The organism is Caldinitratiruptor microaerophilus, from assembly GCF_025999835.1.
In the GTDB taxonomy this organism is placed as follows: Bacteria; Bacillota; Sulfobacillia; order Symbiobacteriales; family ZC4RG38; genus Caldinitratiruptor; species Caldinitratiruptor microaerophilus.
Genome location: NZ_AP025628.1, coordinates 754,198 through 775,927 on the forward strand (window position 1 = coordinate 754,198; position 21,730 = coordinate 775,927).

Below are 21,730 nucleotides of genomic sequence, written 5' to 3' on the forward strand. Positions count from 1 at the left end.
CCCCCGAGGCGGACGGGAAGGAGCGATGGCTCCATGCGCAGGGTGCTTCTCGCCACGGATGGTTCGCAGGGTAGCCTGCGTGCCGCGCGGACCCTCGGGGCCATGCTCGAGTGCATGCCCGAGGTCGAGGTGACGGTTCTCTACGTCGCCCACGTCCCGCGGGAGCTCTACATGACCGACGTCTACGGGAACAAGGTCGTCCCCGAGATCCCGCTCGACGTGATGATCCGCCGCTCGGCGGAACCGATCCTGAATTCCACCATCGAGGCCCTCGGCATCCCGAAGGAGCGGGTACGGGCCGAGGTCCAGGTGGGTGACCCGGCCGAGGAGATCACCGACCTGGCCCGCCTCGAGGAGTACGACCTCATCGTCGTGGGCAGCCGGGGTCTGGGGCCGGTCAAGGAGATCCTGCTGGGCAGCGTCTCCAACCGGGTCCTCCACACCGCCCCCTGCCCCGTCCTGGTGGTCCGCTGACAACCTCCCCTCCCTTTCCTTGGCCCCCGTGCGCACACGGGGGCGTTTTCTTCGTGCCGGCCTCCGTCATCCGCAAGACGAGAGGCGGCCGCCTTCGCGGCGGCCACCGGTACGGATGAGGGCGGATCAGACCAGCTGGCGGCGGCGCCGGGCCGCCCGCCGGTGGTCCAGCAGGTCGGCCACCAGCGAGGTGAGCCGGACGGCCGCCGGGGGAAGCGGACGTGCGCTGCGGGAGAGGGCGAGGTACGGGAACTCGACCCGGAATCCGCGCACGTCGAGGAGCTGCAGCGTTCCGGCCTGCAGGCCGCGCCGGACGGCGCGCCGCGGCAGCCACGTGAGCCCGACCCCCGTCTCGACGAGGGTCTGGATCGCCTCCAGGCTGCTGAACTCCGCCCGGACCTGCAGGTGCTCGGGGGGCAGGCCGGCGCTCACCATCGCGGCGTGGAGGGCGCGGCGCAGGCCGCAGCCCGTGGGGAAGAGCACGTGGGGCTGCTCCAGCCACTCCTCCGGGGAGAGGGCGGGCCGGACGTTCCACACGTCGGCGGCCGACCCCACCAGGCGCAGCGTATCCCGCCCGATCGTCGTGACGCGCAGCCCCGGCCGGTCGAGCGGCCCTTCTGCGTACACGATGTGCAGGGTGCCGTCTTCGAGGTCCCGGAGTAGCTCGTCCAGCACCCCGATCTGGAGGCTCGTCACGACCTCCGGCGCGACCGTCCGGAGGGCCAGCAGGGCCTGGGGGACCGCGTCGGCGGCCAGGACCGGCGTCGCTCCCACCCGGACCGTGACAGGCTGGGCCGGGTGAGGCCGTTCGACCTGACGAAGCAGCGCGATGGCTCTCAGGGCGACCCGTAGGATCTCGTCGCCCGCCGGGGTGGGGACGACCCCACCCGGGCCGCGCGCCAGGAGCTGCACGCCGAGATCCTCTTCCAGCGCCTTGATCCGCTGGCTGGCGGCGGCCTGGGTGAGGCCGAGGCTGCGGGCTCCGCCGGAGATGCTTCCGGTGCGAACGGCGGCGCAGAAGGCTTCGAGCTGCTCGAGCCGCACAGGCGTCACCCCCGCCGTCGATCTCCGTTCAGCGTACCGGACGCGGATTTAGACCTGGCATCCCCCGGAGGGCTCCCAGGCCCGCCCCGTTCGGGCTACCGGGCGCATAGACCGCTTCGGCGGATGGTCCGCGCCCGGCCGGGCCTCCGGCAGAGCCGGTGCATACCGATGGAACGCGAAGTCTCCGACGCACGACCGAGGAGGAGGACGACGCCGTGCCCAAGCCCCTGGTCTGCCTGGATCCCGGGCATGGCGGGGCGGACCCCGGCGCAGCGGGGAACTCCCTGGCCGAGAAGGATCTGGCCCTCGACCTGGCCCTGCGGATCCGGGAAGAGCTGCTGTCGGGCTACCACGTCGACGTGCTCATGACCCGGGAGACCGATACGTTCGTTTCCCTCGCGGACCGCGCCCGCATGGCGAACGACGCCGGCGCGGACTACTTTCACTCGGTGCACCTCAACGCCTTCGAGCCTTCGGCGCGCGGCTACGAGGACTTCGTCCACACCAGCGTCCGGGACGACGGCCGGGCCGCCCGCATCCGCGCCGCCGTGCACGAGGCGGTCATGGAGCTGCTGACCCCCTACGGCGTGCCGGACCGGGGCTACAAGCGAGCCGATTTCTTCGTGCTCCGGGAAACGGCCATGCCCGCCGTGCTCACGGAGAACCTCTTCGTCACGAACGAGGCCGATGCCGGCCTGCTCCGCCAGGAGCTGTTCCGCCAGGCCCTGGCCAGGGCGCACGTGCGAGGGATCGCCCGGGGGCTGGGCCTGCAGCCCGTGGCCCGGCCGCCCGTGCTCTACAAGGTGCAGGTGGGCGCCTTCACGCAGCGCGAGAACGCGGAGCGCCTGGCTGCGGAGCTGCGCGACAAGGGTTACTCCGTCTACATCGTGCGCACGTCGCCGGACTAGCGCCATCCGGGCGAGGCGCATACGATGGAGCGGAAACCCCCGGGAGCCCGGGCGGACCCTCCTTTCGCATCCACCGCGGGCTTGACGCAGTTGCGGCTCCCGGGGCGTTTCCGCGCCCACCAGGGAAAGGGCGGGTCGGACTCGAACCATCAGGGGGAATCCTGAGGGATCGAGAGGAGACCGTGCATGGAGGACCTGTGGCCCCTGGTACGCGCGCACGCCCTGGGAGCGGGTGCGTTCGGCGCGCTCGTGGCCGTGCTCTATTTCTTCCTGCCCGGGATGAACTGGGTCTTCCTGGCGCTGGCCCTGGCCTACATCGTCGTCCTGAACCGCTACGTCGCCCGCCTGGTGCCCCGGCCGCCCTTCGCCCGGCCGCGCAAGGGGAGCCACAAGCCGCCCAAGAACGCCGGCTGGCAGATCACCGGGTGGGTCCTCCGCACGACCGCGGTCGGCATGCTGGCGCAGATCAGCGGGTTCGGCGTCGCGTTCGTGCTCGTGTACGAGGTCTTGCGGGCGCTCCTGCGCTAGGCCCGGCTACAGCTGGGTCCGGGTGCCGCGCCCCGTGACGATCCGCAGGAAGGCTGCGGCGATGACGGGGTCGAACTGGCTACCGGCGCAGCGCCGCACCTCATCGGCGGCCTCGTCCGCGGAGAGGGCCGGCGCGTAGGGGCGCTGGGATGTCATGGCCTCGTAGGCGGTCACCACGGCCAGGATCCGCGCCCCCCGCGGGATCTGAGCCCCTTGCAGTCCGTCCGGGTACCCCGGGAATCGCCCGCTGGTGGCCCCGTCCCAGCGCTCCCGGTGGTGGCGGAGCAGGGGGGCGACGGGCGCCAGGGGCCCAAAGGCAGCGGCCAGGTTGGCGCCGTACTCGGGGTAACGCCGCACCTCCGCCCACTCGTGCGGCTCGAGGGGCCCCGGGCGGTGCAAGATCGCGGGGGGCACGGGCAGCTTGCCCACCTCCACGAGGAGGGCCGCGACGCCCACCGCGCTGATCTCTTCCGGGGGCAGACCGAGCTCCCGCGCCGTCGCCACGGCGAACCGGCGACGGCGCTCCCCGCGGCTGCGCGCGCCCGGGTCGACCCGCTCGAAGAACTCCGCCAGGGCGGCCGCCGCCTCGAAGGCCTGCCGCTCCCAACGGTGCGCCGGCGCCTCGAGGAGGCTCCAGAGGCGGCGCCGATCCGACCGGCGCTTCGAATCGTACATCTCGGCGTCCGCCCGGGTGAGGATGGTCTGGAGCTCGGACGGGGGGGCCGAGTCCACCCCGATGTTCAGAAGAAGCGGCGGCTCGCCCGGCTTGCGGGAGCGGTTGAACTGGGCCACGGCCTCCTCGACCCGGCGCTTGACCGCCTCGGCCTCCGCCCGGCCCGCCCCCGGCATGAGGACGACGAACTCGTCGCCGCCGTAACGGATCACCGTGTCCCCGGAACGGACGCTGCGCCGCAGGAGGTCCGCCGTCTCCCGCAGGAGGGTGTCGCCCGCCGGGTGCCCCCACGTGTCGTTCACGCGCTTGAAGTCGTAGAGGTCGACCATCAGGACACCGATCTGCTCCGGCGGGTCGTGCCCGGGCTGCGGGGCCAGGTGGGGCACGGCGTCCAGGTAGCGGCGGTTGTACGCCCCGGTGAGCGGGTCGGTGACGGACAGGCTGCGGGCCTCGTCGTACAGGCGGGCGTGGTCGATGGCGATGGCGGCGTGCCCGGCCAGCACCTGGAGGAGCTGGAGGTCCTGGACGTCGAACTGGTTGAGCCCGCGGCGGCTCGCCCGGATCACGCCCAGGAGCCTGTCGCCGGCGGTCATCGGCACGATGCAGACGGACTCGTCGTCCACCGGGGTGCCGGGCAGGTGCGCCGCCCGGGGGTCGCGCTCGGCGTCGCCGGAGAGGATGGGCTGGCGGTGCTTCGCCACCCAGCCCGTCAGGCCTTCTCCGACCTTCACGGTGATCCGCTGCCACGCTTCCAGCTCCTGGGGATCGTGAGCGTGGGGAGCGAACCGGATGACCCGGGGCCGCAACACCTGGACCTGGGGGTCGAGGAGGAAGATCACGCACACGTCCGCCCCGGTCGACTCGATGACCTGGGTGGCGGTGATCTCCAGCGTCTCGGTCAGGTCGAGGCCGCAGAGGATGGCGGTAGAGGCAACGACGGCCCGCAGGTACTGCCTCTGATGCTCGTTCTGGAGGTGGAGGTTGACCGCCCGGGTGGCTGCCCCGAAGATCGTCCACAGCACCACGATGGCGACCAGCCCGGGGAAGAGATGCCGCCCGGGGTAGAGCACGAAGCCCGCGAGCGCGTGCGCGGTGCCCGCGCCGGCGCCCAGGGCCCCCACCCGGGTCCCGTAGGTGAAGGCCAGGTACCAGGTCAGCGAGGCATAGCTCATCGCCAGGATGAGGTCGTTGTGGCCGGCGAGTTCCGTGGCCGTGGCCGCGGACACCGCCATCGAGGCGCTCAGCAGGTGGGTGAAGACGGGGCGGGATCGCCGGTCGGGCAGTTCGAGCAGGCCCACCGTCGCCACGGCGACGGCGACGAGCAGCACGACGGCCAGGGGCGCGCGGGCTCCCGCCGAGCTCGACGCCGCCAGCCCGGCCGCCGCGACGGCGGAGACGAGCCCGAGCAGGCCGGCCAGCCGCCGCTCCCCCGGGGCCCACGACTGCTGGCCCCTCTCCAGCCCGATCCGTTCCCAACCCGACCGCACCATCGGCTGGTTTCACCATCCATTGCATTTCCACAGTATGGCACTCGATTCCTGCCAACCCCAGGCGGCGGGCCTGTCCGGCCGGGATCTGCGCGGCGGGGGCGGAAGAAGGGCCAGGGGGACGGGCGGCGAATCCTGTGGACGAGACGGGGAAGCACCATCGGCGGAGGAGGGGCCGGGATGCGTGCGGTCGTGTTCGATGCTCACGGAGGTCCGGAGGTGCTGCGCCTGGCGGAGATGCCCGATCCCGAGCCCGGTCCGGGCGAGGCGGTCGTCCGGGTGGGGGCGTGCGGGGTCAACTGGCTCGACGTCATCCTGCGGCGGGGGGAGACCCCCGGCAAGCCGGCGCTGCCCCACATACCGGGGTCGGAGGTGGCCGGGGAGGTCGTCGCCCTGGGCGCGGGCGTCAGCGGGGTTCAGGTGGGGGACCGGGTGGCCGTGGCCCCGTACCTCTTCTGCGGCACCTGCGAGTACTGCCTGCGGGGGCAGGAGAGCCTCTGCCTGCGCGGGGACATCCTCGGCCTGATGAGCCAGGGCGGGTACGCCGAGTACGTGCGCGTGCCGGCCCGGAGCGTGGTACCCCTGCCCTCGAACCTGAGCTTCGAGGATGGGGCCGCGCTGGGCCTCAGCGCCCTGACCGCCTACCACATGCTCATCACGCGGGCGCGCCTCTCCCCCGGCGAGACGGTGCTGGTCCTGGCCGCCGGCAGCGGGGTGGGCAGCGCCGCGATCCAGATCGCCCGCCTCGCCGGTGCCCGGGTGATCGCCACGGCCGGGAGCCCCGAGAAGCTCGCGAGGGCGCGCGAGCTGGGTGCCGAGGCGGTCATCGACCACCGGCAGCAGGACATCGCCCAGGAGGTGCGGCGCCTGACCGGCAAGCGCGGGGTCGACGTCGTCTTCGAGCACGTGGGGCAGGCCACCTGGGACCAGTCCGTCGCGGCACTGGCACGGGGCGGGCGGCTCGTCACCTGCGGGTCGCTCACCGGCCCGGACGGGCGGGTGAACATCTGGACCCTCTTCGCGAAGGAACTGAGCCTCATCGGCTCGTATGGCGGCAGCCGGGGCGAGCTGCGCACCGTCCTCGAGCTCGCCTCCCGTGGGGCGCTGCGGCCGGTCATCCACGCCGTCCATCCCCTCGAGGAAGCCGCGGCCGCCCACCGGACGGTGGAGGCCCGGGAGCAGTTCGGCAAGCTGGTGCTCCGCCCGTGAAGCCGGGCTCCCTTGCCTGCCCGCAGCCCATGGGGTAGGATACACGGTGGATCAGGATGGATCAGGAAGCGGGAGCCGAGGGAGCAGCCGCCGATGTCCAAGAGAGAACGGCCCGTTCCGCCCCGTTACGAGGAAATCGCCGTGGACCTGGCCCGCCGGATCGTGGACTACGAGTACCGGGAGGGCGAGCGCGTGCTGGGCCGGTCGCACCTGGCCGGTACCTACAAGGTGTCCCCGGAGACGGTGCGGCGGGCCATCGCCATCCTCCACGACCGGGGGGTCGTCCGCGCGGTCCCGGGGAGCGGCATCCGGATCGTGTCGCGGCAGGCGGCGGTCGAGTACCTCGAGAGCCTCAGGACCCGCAGCGCCATCGTCGAGCTCCAGGAGCAGGTGGCCGATCTCCTGGCCCAGCGGCGGGAGATCGACGAGAAGCTGGAGGACGCCTGCACCCGGCTGGCCGCACTCGCCGGGCGGGCGCTGGCCGCGGCGCGCCGCGTCGAGGAGGTCACCATCCCGGCCGGGTCGTGGCTCGCCGGCCGCACGCTCGGGGAGTCGCGCCTGCGCAACATCTCGGGGGCGACCGTGATCGCCGTCGTCCGGGGGACCGAGGAGTACTACTCGCCCTCGCCCGACTTCACGTTCGCGGCAGGCGACCTCCTGCTCATCGTGGGACCGGAGACCGCCCGGGAACGGCTGGAAAAGGCGCTCGCCCTGCCGGAGCCGCCGCCGGGGGCGGTCAGCACGGACGGCGCCCCGGTGCCGTGACGGTGGGATCGTCCGCAGGCAGAGAAGCCCGGGGGCCGGCCTCCGAACCGAGGCCGGCCCCCGGGCATGTCCCTTCAGCCGCGGTTCGCCCGGTCGCCGGGGCGGGGCTGCTTGGCCCCGTGGGTGACGTTCGGCGCTGTCGGGAACGTCTCCAGGCCACCCACGTGGAACCCGCCGCCCGGTTTCTCCGGCGGACGGGCGGCCTGCTCGAACGTGCCCGGTGCGGGCGTGGCGGCCCCGATCGGTCGCAGCGGACGCCGCGGCGAGTCCTGCCGCTCCGGGTCCTTGGGCTCCAGCACGGTCGTCGCCCCCTGCCCATGCGACGTCGCACCCGTTCCTAGGCTGTCCGCGGCAGGAGGCGCCTACGCGTCGGCGACGTAGACGGCGGCCGCGACGGCCCGGCCGACGACGTGCTCGCGGTTGCCCACCCGGATCCGGTACGTGTCGCCCACCCGGTCCCGGGCCAGGACCTGCACCTCGGTGCGCGGGAAGAGCCCGAGGTCGCCGAGGTGGGCGAGGAGCTGCGGGTCGTGCTCGGCCACCCGGGCCACGACCGCGGTCTCACCCGGACGCAGTTCGGTCAGCGGCCTCACCGCGATCTCGTCCACGTTGCCCGACCGGTCCGGGATCGGGTATCCGTGCGGACAGGTGCGGGGGTGGCCCAGGACGTCGTCGATCCGGTCCACCACCACGTCCGGCAGGGCGTGCTCCATCTGGTCGGTGATGGCGTCCACCTGATCCCACGGGATGCCCAGGATGTCGACGAGAAACCGCTCGGTGAGCCGGTGGCGGCGGATGTACCCGGCCGCCGCCCGCTCTCCGGCCGGCGTCAGCGTGGCGCCGGCGTACTCCTTGTGGTCGACCAGCCCGGCCTCGGCCAGCTTGCGAAACATGTAGGACGTGGAGGCCGGGCTCACCCCCAGGCGCCGTGCCACCGCGCCGGTGGAGGCGGTGCCCCCGTGCAGCGTGAGCCGCCAGATGGCCGCGATGTAGTCCTCCATGGCCCGACTCACCACAGGCACCACCTCGCTCCGGCAAGCAGGTTCATCAGCGCCTTTTAGACGCATTTAAAGCCCGCTACCAGTATCGCGACCGGCCCGGCGGGCTGTCAACGGGCCTCGGGGCGAGCCCCGCGGGCGGGGCAACGCCGGGAGCGGCGGCCGCCCTGAGCCCCAAAGCGGGCGACGGTACGGGGGATACCCGTACCGTCGCCCGGATCGGCATGCCTGGCGGATGGGGTGGGATTTGAACCCACGAGCCAGGTTTAGGCCCGGCTACACGCTCTCCAGGCGGGCGACGCACCAGGATTTAGTATATCACGTCCTCTCCAGACCGCTCTACCATGCGGTTTTCCATATGTTTCCTCGCTGAAAATCGCAGGTTCTATCGTCCGGTTCCAGTCGCCGTTCCAGTCAGGCTGTCTCCTCTCCGCCGGCCCGAGCTCGCGCTCGCTGCCGGCGCTTCTTCTCGCGCTGGCGGCAGGTCTCGGAGCAGAATCGCTCCCGGGGCGGCAGGACGGGGTTAGGGCATCCTTCTGCTTCGCATTTGGTGACGTTCACCGGGGCCATTTCCTGGAAGAACCACTGCAGGAAGGCCGCCTGGAGGGCGCCCTTGGCGATGAAGGAAAAGGTTACGGCCGGAGACCCGGCGCGACCATCCTGCGTGCGAGGGACGATGACGACCTTTTGCATGTACCCACGCACGGCATCGACGGCCGCCCGCCATGCTGCGATGTATAGTTCATCATCCGTGGAGGGGTGGAACCAGTAAACCTGCCGGCGCCGCACGAAGGGCCAGGGGACGAAGTAGATACCGGGCACGTGGTAAACCCCCGCCGATGGGCCGGGGAATAGGGTGACAGAAGCCGGTTCTTGGTCCGTTCGGCGTGGCGCAGACCGGAAGAGGTCCCACAGCGGCCCCGCCTTCTGCTGTTTCACCCATTCGATGATGAGGGTCAAGACCCGGAACCAGTCAAGGGCGGTTGCGACCGTATCCCATCGCTCGGTTCTCTCTGACCTGTCCGCCGGGAAGCCGAAGGCCCCGTATCGCTGGTAGAACTCCCTGACGGCGCCCTGGTCCCCGTCCCGGAACCGGAAGGCCATGCTGCGAACTGCGCGCCAGAAGCCCGGTTCCCTATCGGCTGGGTTCCATAGTTCCTCCGGCCGCAAGTACCGCGGGCGCACCAGTCGGATGATGCCGTCCTCGAATGCGACTTCTTCCCAGGGCGTCGGGACGTAGCCTATCGCCCCGTACAGCGTGAAGAGGCGCTCCGTGTACACTGCCGCGTCCCCCCTCTGTCCCCCCTCATGATAGCGTAGAGGCCAGGACAAAACCAGGGGGTGGCAGAGAGTGCAGGCCACGGAACGGCGATTGGTGCGCGTGCCAGAGGGAGCCCGAATCACGGGGCTGTCTGTCGCGACCATGTACCGGCTGATTGCCAGCGGCAAGCTGCCGGTCGTCCGAATTGGCCGCGCGGCCCGCATCGATATCCGGGATCTCGAAGCGTTCATCGCCGCGAACAAGACCGGGGCCGCCTGATCGGAGCCCCGGTTCTCGCCGCGCCCACGCGGGACAGTGGGTTAGAAGAAGAGCGCCCGCCGGAGCCGCTCGGCCGGGGGAGGAGCCCGGTCTTACGGGGCGACGGCGGGGCCGTGGCGCAGGAGGCGAAAGGAGGCCACTTTCGTTGACAATACTAGCACACCATCGGTATAGTGTCCACCCGCCCCCGAGTGAGCGCGTGCGGGGACAGGTGAAAGACTGGCTCCCCATCTTCGCGGCCCTGGGCGTCACCCTTCGTGGCCGTGGGCCGTGGCTTTCAGGCCGGTGCCCGTTCCACGACGACCACTCACCCAGTTTCTCTGCCAACCGAACGACGGGCTCATGGCGGTGCTGGAGCGGCTGCGGCTCCGGCTCCGTGTTCGACCTCGCCGCCCGGCTAAGGGGAATCCCCTTCGGTGAGGCCGTCCGACTGGTGGCCGACATCGCGGGCGTCCCCATGAACCCGCCGCCTCGGCGCCGCTCCGGCCCCCCAAGGATGTGGGGGACGTGGCGATGAAGGCGCCCGGGGCGGGATTCACCCTGGCCGCCTACGCCGAGGCGAAGGGAATTCCCGTCGAACACCTGCGCCGGAACGGCGTCATCGACATCACGTATCGAGGTCGGTCCGCGGTTGGGTTCCGTACGCAGTTGCTGGACGGCTCCGCCGGACGGACACACGTCCGCCTGCGCCTTGAACCTGGCGACGGTCCGCGGTTCGTGTGGGCGGACGAGGACCGCCCGCAGGCCCCCTGGGGGCTGTGGCACCGGAAGCAGGCCCTGGCACGGGGCCGCGTGTGGCTGGCCGAAGGCGAAACCGATGGCTTAGTCCTGTCCCTCGTCGGTGAGCCCGCCTACGCCCTGCCTGGGAAAGACCGGGCGGACCTGCTGGAGCTCGCGCACGTCGAGGGGTTGCGCGAGCTGTATGTCACCCAAGACCGGGACCAGGCCGGTGAGGAATTCGTCCGGCTGGTGCGCGACCGCTTGAACCGGCTGGGCTGGAACGGGACCCTGTATGTGGTCCGGCCCCCGGCTGAGGTGGGCGGGCACCCCGTCAAGGACTGGGGGGACGTGTGGCTTGCTGTGGGGCGCGACCGGGAGCGGTTCCTTCGGGTCCTGTCGGAACTGGCTGAAGGAGAACGTTACTCACTCCCGGAGGCCGTGGCACAGGCCCACGAGGTGGAGGAGGCGGCTCCCGTCGCACCCCCTGATCCACCCCCCGCCATCGAGCACGGCCCGGTCGAGCGCCAGGACGTACCGTATCCCCTGGATCGGCTGCCCGACTGGCTGCAGGACTATGTGCGGATTGTCCGGCCCGTGGCCGCCAGTCCTACACCGTTCTTGGTTACGGCCCTGCTGCCATTCCTGAGCGCCGCCATCGGGACTAGGGCGTGGGTGCAACACGGCTCCCGGCCCCTCTACCCGTCCCTGTGGACCGCGATTCTCGGGCCGTCCACCATCGCCGCGAAGTCTACGGCGCTGGACCTCGCGGAGAGCGCGACCGTCCGGCCGATCCAGCAGGAGTTTGACCGGCGCTATCGCGAGGCCGAAGCCGCATGGCGCGAGGCGAAGCGGCAGGCCCGTCACAGCGACGATGTGGAGGTTCCCGACCGCCCCGCGGAGCGCCGCCTGCTGTACCCATCCGACGTAACCTGGGAGCGGCTGATCCGCCTTATGGGGCTCAACGCCGAGGAGGCCCCGGACGGGACCACCCGAACGCCCTACGCCATGGTGTCCTTCCCCGAGATTGCGGCGTTCCTCAACAGCCTGAAGCGTAAGTACGCGGCGGGCGTTAAGGAGAACCTGACCGCCATGTACGACTGCGCCCGGGTGGACTACGGGCGGGTCGGACAGGGCGACGAGTCGCCCCGCGTGGTGATCGACGTAGGGTTCCTTTCCATCTCGGGAGCGAGTACGCCCGAGTGGTTCACGGACGCCGTAGAGGCCGGGGACGTGGAAGGCGGCTTCCTGCCCCGGTTCCTCTACGCGAAAGTTGAGCGGATCGACGGGCGCCGGGCCGCCTTCCCGAAGCGGCTGGAGCCAGACGCCCTGGACGGTTTCCGCCAGCTCTACCGGCGCGTGTTTGAGATGCCCGAGCGCCTGCGCGGCGAGTGGGGTATCGACGCAGAGGCCAGGAACTTGTACGAGACCTGGTTCAACGGCGTAGAGGACGCCCTGCACGGGCTGCACCAGGATGGGCGCGCCAAGCTCATCCCGTTCTGGGCGCGCGCCCAGGAGGCCGCCCTGAAGTTGGCCCTGGTGTTCGCGGTGTTCGACGCCGCGGCCGGGAACGGACGGGCCGGCGTGATTGGCGCGGCCGCCATGCGCGCCGCCGTTGCCCAGGCGGATTATCACCGGCAGGTTGCTGAGCGGGTGCTGCAGGCCGACGTAGCAGAGACCCGGCAGGAGCGGCTTGAGAAGATCATCGTCCGCGCGCTGGAACGGCACGGGTCTCTCACGCCGCGGGACCTGCACCGCTACGCGCACCTGCACCGGCACGTCCGCGACACGTACGAGCGAGACGCCCTCCTGTGGAGCATGGCCGAAGCTGGCGTGCTCACCGTGCGGACGGATGAGCGCGGCAACATCGTCCTCGTGGGGTTGCCCGTGCATGGTGGAGAACGTGGCGACATGGCGACGCGGGACCGGAGCACCGCTCCTGGGGCGGCTTAGCAGGTGTCGCCGCGTAATGGCGACGCATGGCGACAGGTGGCGACACCGCGCACCGTGAACGGTCGCCAGTGTCGCCACCTGTCGCCACGGCATGGCGACGGTCCCAGCCTTAGAGCCATGCCCATTAGACGCACCCGTCGCCATTGTCGCCATTTCACCCACCCGACTGCATGAAAGGAGCGTGGCCGACGTGACTGGGCTCATCCGGCAAAGGCGGCTGCACCGACTCTTACCCGACCTTTGCCCGACCTGCCGCCGATTTCCGGCCGCCTTCCCCGTGAGGGTTTCGGAAGGTAACGGGGGTCCTGAAGGCGACTTACATCTGCGGCCGGTGCGGCCGGGTGTGGAACTGCTGGTGGAACGCGCAGGTGGTCCGCGAATGGGCCGCCGGAAAGGAGGCGTGACCCGTGCTCATGGAGGTCGCCAGAATCTGCCACGGCTGCGGCTACGTCGTGCGGCTCGAACTGGTGTCTGACCCGCGCTACGCGGAGCGCCGTGCCAACACTCTGCGTGCCAGGGCGCAGGAGCGCCGCGGCCAGTGCCCCCGGTGCCGGAGCCGTGACGGGGAGATCGTGGCCCGGCCGGTTCCCAAGGGAGGCGGCGCCGCATGAGCCCCCGCCGGCTGAACGCCCGACCCGATGAGGTGCCGCTATACACCCGGGCCCAACGCCTGGAGGGCGCCGCCATGTTCATCGACCTGGCCTGCGAGGAGCTGGAGCGAGGCGGGGAGCACATCCTGATGAACTCCGCGTACGGCCTCCGAAACGAGGTGCTGGCCTGGCGGTTCCGGCTCCTGGATGAGGCGAAGGCGCGGGGCGAGGTGAGGCAGTGCGACGCCTGCGGCGGCTCAGGCAAGGCGCCGAACGGCTGGGCCTGCAAGGCGTGCGCCGGGGTTGGCCTCGTGAGCCGGGACGGCCTGCGGCTGCCGGGCGAGTGAAGCCATGGCGGCACCGATGAAGTCACCCTACTGCCCGACCTGCGGCGGCCCGCTCCGGCGGCGGGCTCCGGGGTGGTGGGCCTGCCCGCAGGGCCACGGCGAGTGGCTCGGGGCGGAAGGCGAGGTGGGAGACGACGTGACGGAACTCATGGCCGTGGGCTCGCTGCGGCCCGACCCGCCGGACCCGCCGGCGGACCCGCTCCATGCCCTGATACCCTGGTTGCCCCGGAAGGCGGCGCGTGCGGCCGAGCCGGTGAGCCGGGCAGAAGTGGGGACGAGGCGCAAGGGAGGAGGCAGGCGAGGCCGCGGGAAGAGCCCGCAGCAGCAGAAGATGGACGCCTGGCAGCGGCGGCGGAAAGGGGGCGGTGCGGCGTGAACGACATCCTCGAAGCCCTGCTGGCGGCCGCCCTGGCCGCAGCGGTGCTGCAAAGCCTGGCGGGCTGGGCGTGGGCGGTCACGACGGCGGTCCGCTGGGTGCGGCGACGGCTGGAGAGGAGGGCCTGAGCCATGGGGCCGCTGCGGTCAACGCTGCGGTGCGGGGAGTGCGGCCAGGCGGTGGACGTGCTCACGAAGGCCCACATCAGGCTGAGTTACGGCATGACCAAGCGGGAGTACCTGCGGTTGCACCCCGAGCACGCGGACCCGGTGTACTGGGGAACCGTGCCGGCCGTGGCACAGCGGATGAAGCAGCATGGCAAGGGCGGGACGGATGCGGCGTAGGGAGGCGTGAAGCACGCCCCGTGGTCGCTTGGTGCTAGTGTCAATCGCAACGCCCTATGATGCTCAAGGCCGTGACGATGAGCTGGATGACGCCCACGACTGCCAACACCCATGTCGCCCGTATCATCGCTTTCGACTGCTTTTCTGCGGCGGTCATCTGGTCGTACGCGACCTTGACCTGCAGTTGATGCTCAAACGTGCGTGCGTTGATGCCGTGATGATACGGGCCTTCAGCGATTCTCTTGAACAGTTCCTCGTACGACTCGGGTACCGGGTTTTCCACGTGTACGATTCCTCCCCAAGCGGTATTGGAGGGGGACTTCGGCGAGGTGTTTCCTGCTCCTTCCTGAGAAGGGGTAGGGGGGTGTAAATTTCTGGTACATGTCAGCCAGAGACCGGGCGGGCGGCTTTCTTCGTGCGAAACCCGGTCAGGCATAATTGAAACGGGTGGTGAAAAATGGCAGCTAAGGCACCGGCGCACCTGAGCGCAGAAGCCAAAAAGTGGTGGAATCGGGTGGTCAAGGAGTTCGAGGTCGACGACACGGCCGGCCTGATGGTGCTGCAGCAGGCGCTGGAGGCATTCGACCGCATGCGGCAGGCGCAGGAGATCCTCGCGGCGGAGGGGCTGGTGATCCGCAACGAGGCGACGGGCATGGTCCGGGCGCACCCGGCGGCGAAGATCGAGCACGACGCCCGCATGGCGCTGTTGCGGTACTGGAAGGCCCTCGGCCTCGACATCGAGCCGCCCGGCCCCGTTGGCCGGCCGCCGGGGAGGTGAGGTGCGGTGTGTGCGGTCAAGCGGCGCCGGCGGGGACGCCGGGTTTCGGACGACGCTCTCACCGACGCCCAGTGGTGGGAACTGACGCTTGGCCCCAGCGCTTCCGACGCCAGGGCCTTCAACCCGAACGCTGGCCCGCACGAGCGTTCGGCCTTCAAGTCCCCGTGGCACCGGCGGTCGGCGTGGCTCCGGCACCGTGAGGCGATCATGGCAGAATGGCTGGAGGACCACCCGGGGCAGCGCCCGTGGGCCTTCTGGCACTACGACCACCCAGACGCCCGGGAGGTCATCGGCGAGGCGGAGGCCACCGACCCGACTGGCCGCCGGACGTACACCTGGACCGTGCGGGAGGACGACGACATGGCCCTGGTGCGGCTGGGCTTTGCGACCGAAGCCGACCTCGCGGAGTTCATCCGAAACACCGAGGTGAATTGGGCGGCCCGGGAGTACCGCTGCAAACACCGGACGGATCCCGATTGGTGGTGCGAGAAGTGGCGGCGCCGCAAGGAGCTGTACCGGAAGGTGACCGGGAGGGAGGCGCCGTTCGGCGCCGGTGACGTTGAAGCTGAAGGGGAGGATGCTCCCGATGGGGATGAACTGGGCGAGTGACACCGCCGAGCTGAAGGCCGAGATGGACGAGCTGCGCCGCCGGCGCGACGAGTTGAAGCGCCGCTTCCACGTGGCCCCGGCAGGAGGGAGCACCGCGCTGCCGGACGAGGGCGCGGAGGGGCCCCCGGCGCCGGCCGAAGCGGGTGATGAGGCCGAGGAGGGCGAGGATGACGACGCCGCGGAGTGGACCGCTGAGGTCTGACACCACACCGCCGCTTCTGCGGGCGTACCACCTTCTCCTGGGCCACGTGACCCAGCAGGGGCGGCCCATGACCGGCGAGGAGCGGGAGGCGCTGCGGGCGATCCTGGACGCCCACGCGAAGCTCGAGCGTGACGCCCTGAAGCGGCGGGAGCGCGAGCTGCGCCGGAAGGCGAAGCGGCGGGCCGCCGGCGGGGGCTGGGCTTGAAGGCGGCAATGGAACGTGGTACCATTGAACCAAAAGACGTGCCCGGCCGAGAGCGCCGTTGGAGGCGCTGACGCCGGGGCCGAAATCCTGGAGCGCGTTGGAGCGCCCGGGAGACGTGGCAGGACTGCGCCCCTGCCATGTTTCCCGGGCGCTTCGCGTTGAGAGGGGGTGTAGAGCATGCGAAACGTGCAGGGCATCGAGTTCGCGGCCCATCCGTTGGCGTACCGCTACGGCGGGATGACCGCCCTGGCCGGTGCCGCGCTAGCGGCACAGATTCGGGCGCTCGGCTTCGTGGTGGAGGAGCTGGTCCGGCGGGTTGAGGCGAACGACGGGCGACGGCGGCAGGTGCATGCGAGCCTTCAGGCGCGGCGCCTGCGGCTCATGAACATGACGGAGGTGTGAGCGTGCTTTCGGCAGTGGAACAGCGGGCACAGGTCCTGGCCCAGGCCCGCGCCATCATCGAAACGGCCGAACGGGAAGGGCGAGGCCTCACCGAGAGCGAGCAGAGGCGATGGGACGGGCTCATGGCAGAGGCGGAGCGGCTGCGGGCCGTCGCCCGAGGAGACGATGCTCCACGGCCCCGGGTGCAGTTCCGGGAGAAGCGGCTCCTGAACCTGGGGCCGGAGTACAGGGCCGCCTTCGCACGGTACCTGGTCCAGGGGAACGAGCTGCTCGGCCAGTCCGACCAGCGCGCCCTGGCGGCCGGCGAGTTCCCCCGGGGCGGATACCTGATCCCCCCGACCATGCTGGCCGAGGCCCAGGTGATCATGGCCGGCGTCAGCCCGCTACGGAACCTTGTCCGGACGTGGCCCCTTGAGCACGAGTACAGTCTGGGCGTCCCGACGGTCGATGTCGGCGACGATGCGGTGTGGTCCCCCGAAACCAGCATCGGGGCCGAGGACACCAGCGTGATGTTCGGCAAGCGGGAACTCCGCCCCCACGATCTGACGGCGTTCTTCAAGGTCTCGAACAAGCTCCTCCAGACCAGCCTAGCGGCCGAAGACGTGGTGCTGGCCGTGCTGGCGGAGAAGCTCGCCATGGCCCTGGAGAGGGCTTATCTCACTGGCGACGGGGTGCAGAAGCCCTTGGGCGTGTTCGTCGCGTCCTCGCAGGGCATCTCCACCGCCAGAGACGTGAGCGTGGGCGCGGGGGCCATCACCTATGACGGCCTCGTGGCCATGAAGTACGCTCTCAAGGCGACGTACTGGCCCCGGGCCCGCTGGGTGATGCACCGGGATGTGGCGAAGGCCATCGCCCAGATCAAGGACACGGCCGGGCAGCCGATCTGGAAGGAGTCCACCCGGGCAGGTGAACCAGACCGGCTCCTGGGCCTCCCCGTGATCCTGAGCGAGTACGCGCCGAACACGATCGCCACAGGGAACTACGTGGTGGTCCTCGGCGACTGGTACTGGTACTGGACCGCGGAGCGCCCGACAGTCTCCGTCCAGGTCCTGAGCCAGCTCTGGGCCGATCAGAACCTGACCGGCTACCTGACCCGCGGCGAGTTCGACGGTGGCCCGGCCCTGGAGGAAGCGTTCGTCCGGGGGAAGGTGTCGTGATTCGAGAGGCGGGGCGTCTCCGTGGCGCCCCGCCCATGCTATTGGGGGTAGAAGGCCATGACGCTGACGAAACGCGGCAAAGCAGCCGTCAAGGCCCTTCTCCGTGGCGAGGGCGTGTCGATGAACGGCTGGCCCCGGGATGAGGTGCTGGCCGTGCTTGACGCTGCACTCACGGAGTTGGAGCGGATGCGAGAGCGGGGCCTGCGCTCTATCGCAAAGATGGAGGCGCTGATTACCGAACTGCAGGGGCATGTCCGGGACTTCGAGGCGGACATCGCCAGGGTGAGGGAACTGCGCGCGCAGGTGGTGGGTGGCCAGTGAAGGCCGAGATCAAGGGCGCCAGGGAACTGATTCGCGCCTTCGACCGGCTCTCGGACGAGCTCAAGGGCCAGGTGCTGGCCGAGGCGGCCAAGGCGGGCGCCGAGGTGATCCGGGCCGAGGCCAGCAGACGGGCGCCGCGCAAGACCGGCGATCTGGCGCGGAGCATCGTGGCCGAGGTGCTTGAGCAAGCCCCGGGCAAGGTCACGGTCGGGGTGGGGCCGGACAAGGACCGTTTCTACGGCCGCTTCGTGGAGTTCGGCCACGCCCTCGTCCGGGGCGCCCGCAAGGCCGAGAAGAAGGTCGTCGGTCACGTCCCCCCGCATCCGTTTCTCCGCCCGGCCCTGGACGAGGGCGCGGAGCGGGCCAAGCAGGCCATCGCTGACGAGTTGAAGGCGGCCATCGAACGGGCCGCAAAGGGGTGAGATCGTGGCGAACATCGGTAGCCTCACCGTGGCCGTGGTGGCGGAGACGAACGCCTTCACGGCGGCGATGAAGCAGATGCAGGACCAGGTGGCCGGGGTCGCCAAGGCCGCCCAGTCGCACATGGGCACCATGCAGGCCGCCATCGAGAAGGCCGCCGGGCCGTCCACGGCCCTGGCCGGGTGGCTCGGGAAGATCGGCGCCCTTGGCGGGGCGGCTCTGGCGGGCGTCGGCGTTGCAGCCGTAAAGATGGCGGCTGACATGGAGCAGAGTCGGATGGCGTTCACCACCCTGCTGGGGAGCGCAGAGGCGGCACAGTCCTTCCTGAAGCAGCTTTCCGACTTCGCGGCCAAGACGCCCTTCGAACTGCCGGGGCTCATGGACGCTAGCCGGAAGCTCCTGGCCTTCGGGTTCGACGCTCAGAGCATCATCCCCATGATGACGGCCATCGGCGATTCCGTGGCGGCCCTGGGCGGCGGGGCGGCGGAGATCGAGCGGGTGACGACGGCCCTGGGCCAGATGCAGGCGAAGGGCAAGGTCTCCGCCGAGGAGATGATGCAGATCGCCGAACTGGGCATCCCGGCCTGGGAGATGCTGGCGCAGAAGATCGGGGTGTCGATCCCCGAGGCCATGAAGATGGCCCAGAATGGCGCCATCAGCGCCAGCACGGGGATTCAGGCCATCCTCCAGGGGGTGAACCAGGCTTTCGGCGGCGCCATGCAGCAGCAGTCGCAGACGCTCCTGGGCCAGTGGTCCACCGCCAAGGATAACGTGAGTTCGATCCTCCGCACCGTGGGCGACGAGATCATCAAGGCTTTCGACCTGGGTGGGGTGCTGACGAAGCTGAACGAGCAACTGGGGGCGCTGGCCGACACCATCAGCACCAAGGGGCTGCGGGGAGCCCTGGCGGAGATCGTCCCCGCCTGGCTGCCCGAGACCATCACCCTGGTGGGCGGCGCCATCGCCGGCGCCCTCGTGCCCGGGCTGGTGAAGATGGCCGTCACCCTGTTCACCCAGACCATCCCGGCGCTGTGGGCGGCCTATGCGCCGCTCTTGCCCTGGGTCCTGGCGGGGACGGCCGTCGCCGGCGTGGCGCTCCTGATCTACAAGAACTGGGGCACCATCTCAGAGTTCTTCTCGAACGTATGGACGGCTGTCGCCACCAAGGTGACGGACGTGACCGGCCGGCTGAATGACTGGCTCTCCGACACGTGGGAGAAGATCCGGACGACCGTATCGAATGTCTGGCAGGGGATCAAGGACTTCTTCGCCAAGTGGTGGGACGAGCTGCTGGTGATCTTCACCGGCCCCATCGGGCTCCTGATCGCCATGATCGTGAAGAACTGGGACCTGATCACGGCCAAGACGAAGGAGATTTGGGACGGCATCAAGTCCTGGCTCGGCGGCATCTGGGACGGTATCAAGGCCACGGCCTCCAGCCTGTGGAACGCGATCCACGACACGATCGCCGAGCCGGTGCGCCGGGCGAAGGAAAGCATCACCAACGCCTTCACGGCCGCCCTCAACTGGCTCAAGGACCAGGTGAAGCCCTGGCTGGACGCCGGGAAGAACCTCATCAAGGCCCTGATCGACGGCATCGCCGGCGTGCGCATCCCGCTGCCCACGTTCGAGATCAAGTGGGCGGTCGGGCCGTTGGGAATCCAGATCCCCAAGCTGGACTTCGGCATTTCGTGGCGCTCCCTGCGCGACTTCATCCCGTTCCTGGCCGAAGGCGGCATCGTCACTGCGCCCACCCTGGCGATGATCGGGGAGCGAGGCCCAGAGGCCGTGCTCCCGCTCACGGGGGCGGCCGGCGGCGGGTTCATCGCGGCCATCGAGGAGGCCGTGGCGCGGGGTACGTTCGAGGGCAACCGGCTGGCCGGGCAGATGAACCGCATCGGCGAGCGAGGCCAGCAGCAGGAGATCGTGATCAAGATCGACAGCATCGTGCTGGCGCGGGCGCTGATTCCGGCCCTGATGAGTGAGGGCCAACGGAGAGGCGTGCGGATCTTGCTGAGCCCTCGGGAGGAGTAGGCGGCCGGCGCCGACACGCACGAAAGCCCCCGGTCGAAAGGCCGGGGGCTTTTCGCGTCCGGTTCCGCGAAGTGGTTCCCGACACCGGTTCCCGAGCGCGCCCACATATAGGGGGTACGGGGGAGGCGCGCGGACACGCTCCGCGGAAACGGCAGGACTGCCGCGGGGGCAAGCGGGGCTGTCGCGGCGCGGGGGGTAAGCCGAATTTAAGCCCTCCTGTGGGTGAACGGCTCGTTGATCCATGCCAAGGGGGTGCTTACTGAGCACCCCCTTCGTGCGGCCGATGGTGTCGGTAATCCCGACGTCCCTGTTGTTATCGGCAACAGGGGGGCTGTGTTCAGCACAGGCCCTTATTCCACGTGTAATACCGCGCCGCGCCAGGTGGCCAATTTGACCACCTGCTTCCACATCCTGCCGTGGCTTCCATTCCTACCGGCCCGTCTGAGGCCCGGATCGTGGCGGGGGGGCCAGAGGCATTGCCCCTGCCCGAAGCGGGCGCAGAAGGGCCGCCGCAGGGGCAAGGGGCAATGCCCTAGCGTGGCGGCTCGTCCTTCGGCAGGCGGCCGGCCTCGTGGAGGCGGCGGAGGATGTACCGCTCCAGGTCGTCCTGAATCGTGATGCCCTCCTCGGCGCAGAGGGCCTTGTAGCGCCGGTGCAGTTCCTCGTCGATACGGACCACGATTCCCCTGCGCTTCTCCAACGTGCATCACCTGTGCCAGATCATACCAGTCAGCAAGCTAAATCGCAACCGAATTTGCGTTCCCTCTTGATAGCAAGCTAGCAAATCACTAGACTGGTGCCCAGGAGGTGTTGTCCGTGGGCACTCACATCGGCGAGACGGTCGAGCAGAGGGCCAAGGCGGCAGCAGCGGCGGGCTCGGAGTGGATGGACCCCGAGGTGGCCGCCTATGTGGTGGGCTTCCAGGACGGCGCCAGGGCGGTTCTTGATGATCTGGCGTGGCGAGTCAAGGACATGTACGTGGACCTGGACGCCTCGCGCTTCAGCCCGATGATGGAGGCGATCTTCAAGCAGATGCAGGCGAAGCGTCCGAGGCTCGACCACATCTCCATGGTGCGTGGGGGGTAAGGGGGGCTTGCCCGATGGCGTTCGCCTCGACGAACGGGGGTTGGTCATGATCACGGAGTGGGTAGAGCTGGAACATAGGCACGTGCAGGTGCTGGTGAAGGCAGCCTGGGCGTGCCACAAGTCGTACCTGGAGACCGGCGCCCCCGACGCAAAGAAGGCGCGGGACTGGTGCATGAAAGGTGCCAGGCTACTGAAGCGGGAGCTTGAATCCGGACGTCAGGTGTGGCTGGCGCCAGGGGGCGGACTCTTGGTCGCCGAGGGAGACGATGTAGGCCAAGGCCAAGGGGCGGAGGACGCCGGCGCCACGGCGGCGAAGTGAGCGAAAGGGTGTCAGCACTGCTTACGCCCCCTGGGTCGCTGGCCAGGGGGCTTCGCATCAGGGGGTGGCGGCATGAGCCTGCGCGGGTTCCTGTACGCCCTGGCCCGACTGCTGGGCGACGTGAACGCCGTCCGGCGGGGCACCGTGGGGAAGCGGATCGTGCGCCGGGCGGTGGGAAGGGCGGTAGGGCGGTCGCTGTGGCGGTGGCTCAGGTAGGCGAGGTCCCGGGCCCGTGGGGCCTGGA

At 70.1% G+C, this 21,730-nt stretch carries 32 protein-coding genes; 25 read left to right on the top strand and 7 right to left on the bottom strand.

Going from position 1 to position 21,730, the window contains the following annotated elements; translation table 11 throughout:
* Window positions 1-33 precede the first annotated feature (33 nt).
* Window positions 34-474, top strand: a complete 441-nt coding sequence (locus caldi_RS03490; protein WP_264843727.1) for a universal stress protein — start codon at window positions 34-36, stop codon at window positions 472-474.
* 126 nt (window positions 475-600) lie between these two features.
* Here the strand turns inward: caldi_RS03490 and caldi_RS03495 are convergent, their stop codons facing one another.
* On the bottom strand, window positions 601-1,518 hold the full coding sequence (locus tag caldi_RS03495; protein WP_264843728.1) for a LysR family transcriptional regulator: 918 nt from the start codon (window positions 1,516-1,518) through the stop codon (window positions 601-603).
* Window positions 1,519-1,733: 215 nt separating this feature from the next.
* On the opposite strand from caldi_RS03495, the gene caldi_RS03500 reads away from it, so the two are divergent.
* Window positions 1,734-2,426 (top strand): N-acetylmuramoyl-L-alanine amidase, encoded by a 693-nt coding sequence (locus caldi_RS03500; RefSeq protein WP_264843729.1) that lies wholly within the window; start codon window positions 1,734-1,736, stop codon window positions 2,424-2,426.
* A gap of 186 nt (window positions 2,427-2,612) precedes the next feature.
* Window positions 2,613-2,954, top strand: a complete 342-nt coding sequence (locus tag caldi_RS03505; RefSeq protein WP_264843730.1) for a hypothetical protein — start codon at window positions 2,613-2,615, stop codon at window positions 2,952-2,954.
* Between the two features lie 6 nt (window positions 2,955-2,960).
* On the opposite strand, the gene caldi_RS03510 is transcribed toward caldi_RS03505, so the two are convergent.
* Entirely contained in the window at window positions 2,961-5,117 is a 2,157-nt protein-coding gene (locus caldi_RS03510) for a diguanylate cyclase (protein WP_264843731.1), read from the bottom strand.
* A gap of 177 nt (window positions 5,118-5,294) precedes the next feature.
* Between caldi_RS03510 and caldi_RS03515 the strand changes: the two genes are divergently transcribed.
* A complete protein-coding gene (locus tag caldi_RS03515) occupies window positions 5,295-6,323 on the top strand; it encodes a zinc-binding dehydrogenase (RefSeq protein WP_264843732.1) in 1,029 nt (342 codons plus the stop codon).
* Between the two features lie 93 nt (window positions 6,324-6,416).
* The gene (locus tag caldi_RS03520) at window positions 6,417-7,088 is read left to right on the top strand and encodes a TrkA C-terminal domain-containing protein (RefSeq protein ID WP_264843733.1); all 672 of its coding nucleotides are present in this window, start codon (window positions 6,417-6,419) and stop codon (window positions 7,086-7,088) included.
* A gap of 74 nt (window positions 7,089-7,162) precedes the next feature.
* On the opposite strand, the gene caldi_RS03525 is transcribed toward caldi_RS03520, so the two are convergent.
* The 3 genes from caldi_RS03525 to caldi_RS03535 all read right to left on the bottom strand — a co-directional run bounded on the left by caldi_RS03525 (window position 7,163) and on the right by caldi_RS03535 (window position 9,367).
* Complete coding sequence (locus caldi_RS03525) at window positions 7,163-7,387, bottom strand: hypothetical protein (protein WP_264843734.1); 225 nt, start codon at window positions 7,385-7,387, stop codon at window positions 7,163-7,165.
* A gap of 63 nt (window positions 7,388-7,450) precedes the next feature.
* Complete coding sequence (locus tag caldi_RS03530) at window positions 7,451-8,101, bottom strand: metal-dependent transcriptional regulator (protein WP_264843735.1); 651 nt, start codon at window positions 8,099-8,101, stop codon at window positions 7,451-7,453.
* Window positions 8,102-8,500: 399 nt separating this feature from the next.
* On the bottom strand, window positions 8,501-9,367 hold the full coding sequence (locus tag caldi_RS03535) for a hypothetical protein (RefSeq protein WP_264843736.1): 867 nt from the start codon (window positions 9,365-9,367) through the stop codon (window positions 8,501-8,503).
* A gap of 70 nt (window positions 9,368-9,437) precedes the next feature.
* Between caldi_RS03535 and caldi_RS03540 the strand changes: the two genes are divergently transcribed.
* The 8 genes from caldi_RS03540 to caldi_RS03570 all read left to right on the top strand — a co-directional run bounded on the left by caldi_RS03540 (window position 9,438) and on the right by caldi_RS03570 (window position 13,953).
* Window positions 9,438-9,626 carry a helix-turn-helix transcriptional regulator gene (locus caldi_RS03540; RefSeq protein WP_264843737.1) on the top strand — a complete coding sequence of 63 codons (189 nt, stop codon included), beginning with the start codon at window positions 9,438-9,440 and terminating at the stop codon, window positions 9,624-9,626.
* Window positions 9,627-9,837: 211 nt separating this feature from the next.
* Entirely contained in the window at window positions 9,838-10,143 is a 306-nt protein-coding gene (locus tag caldi_RS17710) for a CHC2 zinc finger domain-containing protein (RefSeq protein WP_406568119.1), read from the top strand.
* A complete protein-coding gene (locus caldi_RS03545) occupies window positions 10,140-12,296 on the top strand; it encodes a YfjI family protein (RefSeq protein ID WP_264844722.1) in 2,157 nt (718 codons plus the stop codon). The genes caldi_RS17710 and caldi_RS03545 overlap by 4 nt, the downstream gene beginning before the upstream one ends.
* Window positions 12,297-12,703: 407 nt before the next feature.
* The gene (locus caldi_RS03550; protein ID WP_264843738.1) at window positions 12,704-12,907 is read left to right on the top strand and encodes a hypothetical protein; all 204 of its coding nucleotides are present in this window, start codon (window positions 12,704-12,706) and stop codon (window positions 12,905-12,907) included.
* Window positions 12,904-13,233 carry a hypothetical protein gene (locus caldi_RS03555; protein ID WP_264843739.1) on the top strand — a complete coding sequence of 110 codons (330 nt, stop codon included), beginning with the start codon at window positions 12,904-12,906 and terminating at the stop codon, window positions 13,231-13,233. The genes caldi_RS03550 and caldi_RS03555 overlap by 4 nt, the downstream gene beginning before the upstream one ends.
* Before the next feature lie 4 nt (window positions 13,234-13,237).
* Complete coding sequence (locus tag caldi_RS03560; RefSeq protein WP_264843740.1) at window positions 13,238-13,609, top strand: hypothetical protein; 372 nt, start codon at window positions 13,238-13,240, stop codon at window positions 13,607-13,609.
* Window positions 13,606-13,737, top strand: a complete 132-nt coding sequence (locus caldi_RS03565) for a hypothetical protein (protein WP_264843741.1) — start codon at window positions 13,606-13,608, stop codon at window positions 13,735-13,737. Before caldi_RS03560 ends, caldi_RS03565 begins: the two co-directional genes overlap by 4 nt.
* 3 nt (window positions 13,738-13,740) lie before the next feature.
* Window positions 13,741-13,953, top strand: coding sequence for a hypothetical protein (locus caldi_RS03570; RefSeq protein WP_264843742.1), 213 nt, complete (start codon window positions 13,741-13,743; stop codon window positions 13,951-13,953).
* A gap of 40 nt (window positions 13,954-13,993) precedes the next feature.
* Here caldi_RS03570 and caldi_RS03575 read toward each other — a convergent pair whose 3' ends face one another.
* Complete coding sequence (locus tag caldi_RS03575; RefSeq protein ID WP_264843743.1) at window positions 13,994-14,236, bottom strand: hypothetical protein; 243 nt, start codon at window positions 14,234-14,236, stop codon at window positions 13,994-13,996.
* A gap of 174 nt (window positions 14,237-14,410) precedes the next feature.
* On the opposite strand from caldi_RS03575, the gene caldi_RS03580 reads away from it, so the two are divergent.
* The 9 genes from caldi_RS03580 (at window position 14,411) to caldi_RS03620 (ending at window position 20,081) form a co-directional block, all read left to right on the top strand.
* Window positions 14,411-14,731 carry a phage terminase small subunit P27 family gene (locus tag caldi_RS03580; RefSeq protein WP_264843744.1) on the top strand — a complete coding sequence of 107 codons (321 nt, stop codon included), beginning with the start codon at window positions 14,411-14,413 and terminating at the stop codon, window positions 14,729-14,731.
* Window positions 14,732-14,737: 6 nt separating this feature from the next.
* The gene (locus tag caldi_RS03585; protein ID WP_264843745.1) at window positions 14,738-15,340 is read left to right on the top strand and encodes a hypothetical protein; all 603 of its coding nucleotides are present in this window, start codon (window positions 14,738-14,740) and stop codon (window positions 15,338-15,340) included.
* A complete protein-coding gene (locus caldi_RS03590; protein WP_264843746.1) occupies window positions 15,318-15,542 on the top strand; it encodes a hypothetical protein in 225 nt (74 codons plus the stop codon). The genes caldi_RS03585 and caldi_RS03590 overlap by 23 nt, the downstream gene beginning before the upstream one ends.
* Window positions 15,508-15,747, top strand: a complete 240-nt coding sequence (locus tag caldi_RS03595) for a hypothetical protein (protein WP_264843747.1) — start codon at window positions 15,508-15,510, stop codon at window positions 15,745-15,747. Before caldi_RS03590 ends, caldi_RS03595 begins: the two co-directional genes overlap by 35 nt.
* A 177-nt stretch (window positions 15,748-15,924) precedes the next feature.
* Window positions 15,925-16,149 carry a hypothetical protein gene (locus tag caldi_RS03600; protein ID WP_264843748.1) on the top strand — a complete coding sequence of 75 codons (225 nt, stop codon included), beginning with the start codon at window positions 15,925-15,927 and terminating at the stop codon, window positions 16,147-16,149.
* 2 nt (window positions 16,150-16,151) lie between these two features.
* Window positions 16,152-17,306 carry a phage major capsid protein gene (locus caldi_RS03605; protein ID WP_264843749.1) on the top strand — a complete coding sequence of 385 codons (1,155 nt, stop codon included), beginning with the start codon at window positions 16,152-16,154 and terminating at the stop codon, window positions 17,304-17,306.
* Between the two features lie 57 nt (window positions 17,307-17,363).
* Complete coding sequence (locus caldi_RS03610) at window positions 17,364-17,627, top strand: hypothetical protein (RefSeq protein WP_264842924.1); 264 nt, start codon at window positions 17,364-17,366, stop codon at window positions 17,625-17,627.
* Window positions 17,624-18,049, top strand: coding sequence for an HK97-gp10 family putative phage morphogenesis protein (locus caldi_RS03615; RefSeq protein WP_264842925.1), 426 nt, complete (start codon window positions 17,624-17,626; stop codon window positions 18,047-18,049). Before caldi_RS03610 ends, caldi_RS03615 begins: the two co-directional genes overlap by 4 nt.
* Window positions 18,050-18,053: 4 nt before the next feature.
* On the top strand, window positions 18,054-20,081 hold the full coding sequence (locus caldi_RS03620; RefSeq protein WP_264843750.1) for a tape measure protein: 2,028 nt from the start codon (window positions 18,054-18,056) through the stop codon (window positions 20,079-20,081).
* Window positions 20,082-20,613: 532 nt separating this feature from the next.
* Here the strand turns inward: caldi_RS03620 and caldi_RS03625 are convergent.
* Window positions 20,614-20,781: a plasmid partition protein ParG gene (locus tag caldi_RS03625; RefSeq protein WP_264843751.1), complete on the bottom strand. Its 168-nt coding sequence runs from the start codon at window positions 20,779-20,781 to the stop codon at window positions 20,614-20,616.
* 116 nt (window positions 20,782-20,897) lie between these two features.
* On the opposite strand from caldi_RS03625, the gene caldi_RS03630 reads away from it, so the two are divergent.
* The 3 genes from caldi_RS03630 to caldi_RS03640 all read left to right on the top strand — a co-directional run bounded on the left by caldi_RS03630 (window position 20,898) and on the right by caldi_RS03640 (window position 21,702).
* The gene (locus caldi_RS03630) at window positions 20,898-21,167 is read left to right on the top strand and encodes a hypothetical protein (protein WP_264843752.1); all 270 of its coding nucleotides are present in this window, start codon (window positions 20,898-20,900) and stop codon (window positions 21,165-21,167) included.
* Between the two features lie 7 nt (window positions 21,168-21,174).
* Window positions 21,175-21,486, top strand: coding sequence for a hypothetical protein (locus tag caldi_RS03635; RefSeq protein ID WP_264843753.1), 312 nt, complete (start codon window positions 21,175-21,177; stop codon window positions 21,484-21,486).
* A 72-nt stretch (window positions 21,487-21,558) separates the two neighbouring features.
* A complete protein-coding gene (locus caldi_RS03640) occupies window positions 21,559-21,702 on the top strand; it encodes a hypothetical protein (protein ID WP_264843754.1) in 144 nt (47 codons plus the stop codon).
* The last annotated feature ends 28 nt before the right edge of the window (window positions 21,703-21,730 follow it).

Bases quoted from the DNA above. Each gene is read 5' to 3' on its own strand.
- caldi_RS03640 (WP_264843754.1), top strand. From the start codon at position 21,559: ATGAGCCTGCGCGGGTTCCTGTACGCCCTGGCCCGACTGCTGGGCGAC.
- caldi_RS03510 (WP_264843731.1), bottom strand. From the start codon at position 5,117: ATGGTGCGGTCGGGTTGGGAACGGATCGGGCTGGAGAGGGGCCAGCAG.
- caldi_RS03600 (WP_264843748.1), top strand. From the start codon at position 15,925: ATGCGAAACGTGCAGGGCATCGAGTTCGCGGCCCATCCGTTGGCGTAC.
- caldi_RS03490 (WP_264843727.1), top strand. From the start codon at position 34: ATGCGCAGGGTGCTTCTCGCCACGGATGGTTCGCAGGGTAGCCTGCGT.
- caldi_RS03570 (WP_264843742.1), top strand. From the start codon at position 13,741: ATGGGGCCGCTGCGGTCAACGCTGCGGTGCGGGGAGTGCGGCCAGGCG.
- caldi_RS03560 (WP_264843740.1), top strand. From the start codon at position 13,238: ATGGCGGCACCGATGAAGTCACCCTACTGCCCGACCTGCGGCGGCCCG.
- caldi_RS03555 (WP_264843739.1), top strand. From the start codon at position 12,904: ATGAGCCCCCGCCGGCTGAACGCCCGACCCGATGAGGTGCCGCTATAC.
- caldi_RS03595 (WP_264843747.1), top strand. From the start codon at position 15,508: ATGACGACGCCGCGGAGTGGACCGCTGAGGTCTGACACCACACCGCCG.
- caldi_RS03505 (WP_264843730.1), top strand. From the start codon at position 2,613: ATGGAGGACCTGTGGCCCCTGGTACGCGCGCACGCCCTGGGAGCGGGT.
- caldi_RS03545 (WP_264844722.1), top strand. From the start codon at position 10,140: ATGAAGGCGCCCGGGGCGGGATTCACCCTGGCCGCCTACGCCGAGGCG.
- caldi_RS03515 (WP_264843732.1), top strand. From the start codon at position 5,295: ATGCGTGCGGTCGTGTTCGATGCTCACGGAGGTCCGGAGGTGCTGCGC.
- caldi_RS03610 (WP_264842924.1), top strand. From the start codon at position 17,364: ATGACGCTGACGAAACGCGGCAAAGCAGCCGTCAAGGCCCTTCTCCGT.
- caldi_RS03580 (WP_264843744.1), top strand. From the start codon at position 14,411: ATGGCAGCTAAGGCACCGGCGCACCTGAGCGCAGAAGCCAAAAAGTGG.
- caldi_RS03590 (WP_264843746.1), top strand. From the start codon at position 15,318: ATGGGGATGAACTGGGCGAGTGACACCGCCGAGCTGAAGGCCGAGATG.
- caldi_RS03520 (WP_264843733.1), top strand. From the start codon at position 6,417: ATGTCCAAGAGAGAACGGCCCGTTCCGCCCCGTTACGAGGAAATCGCC.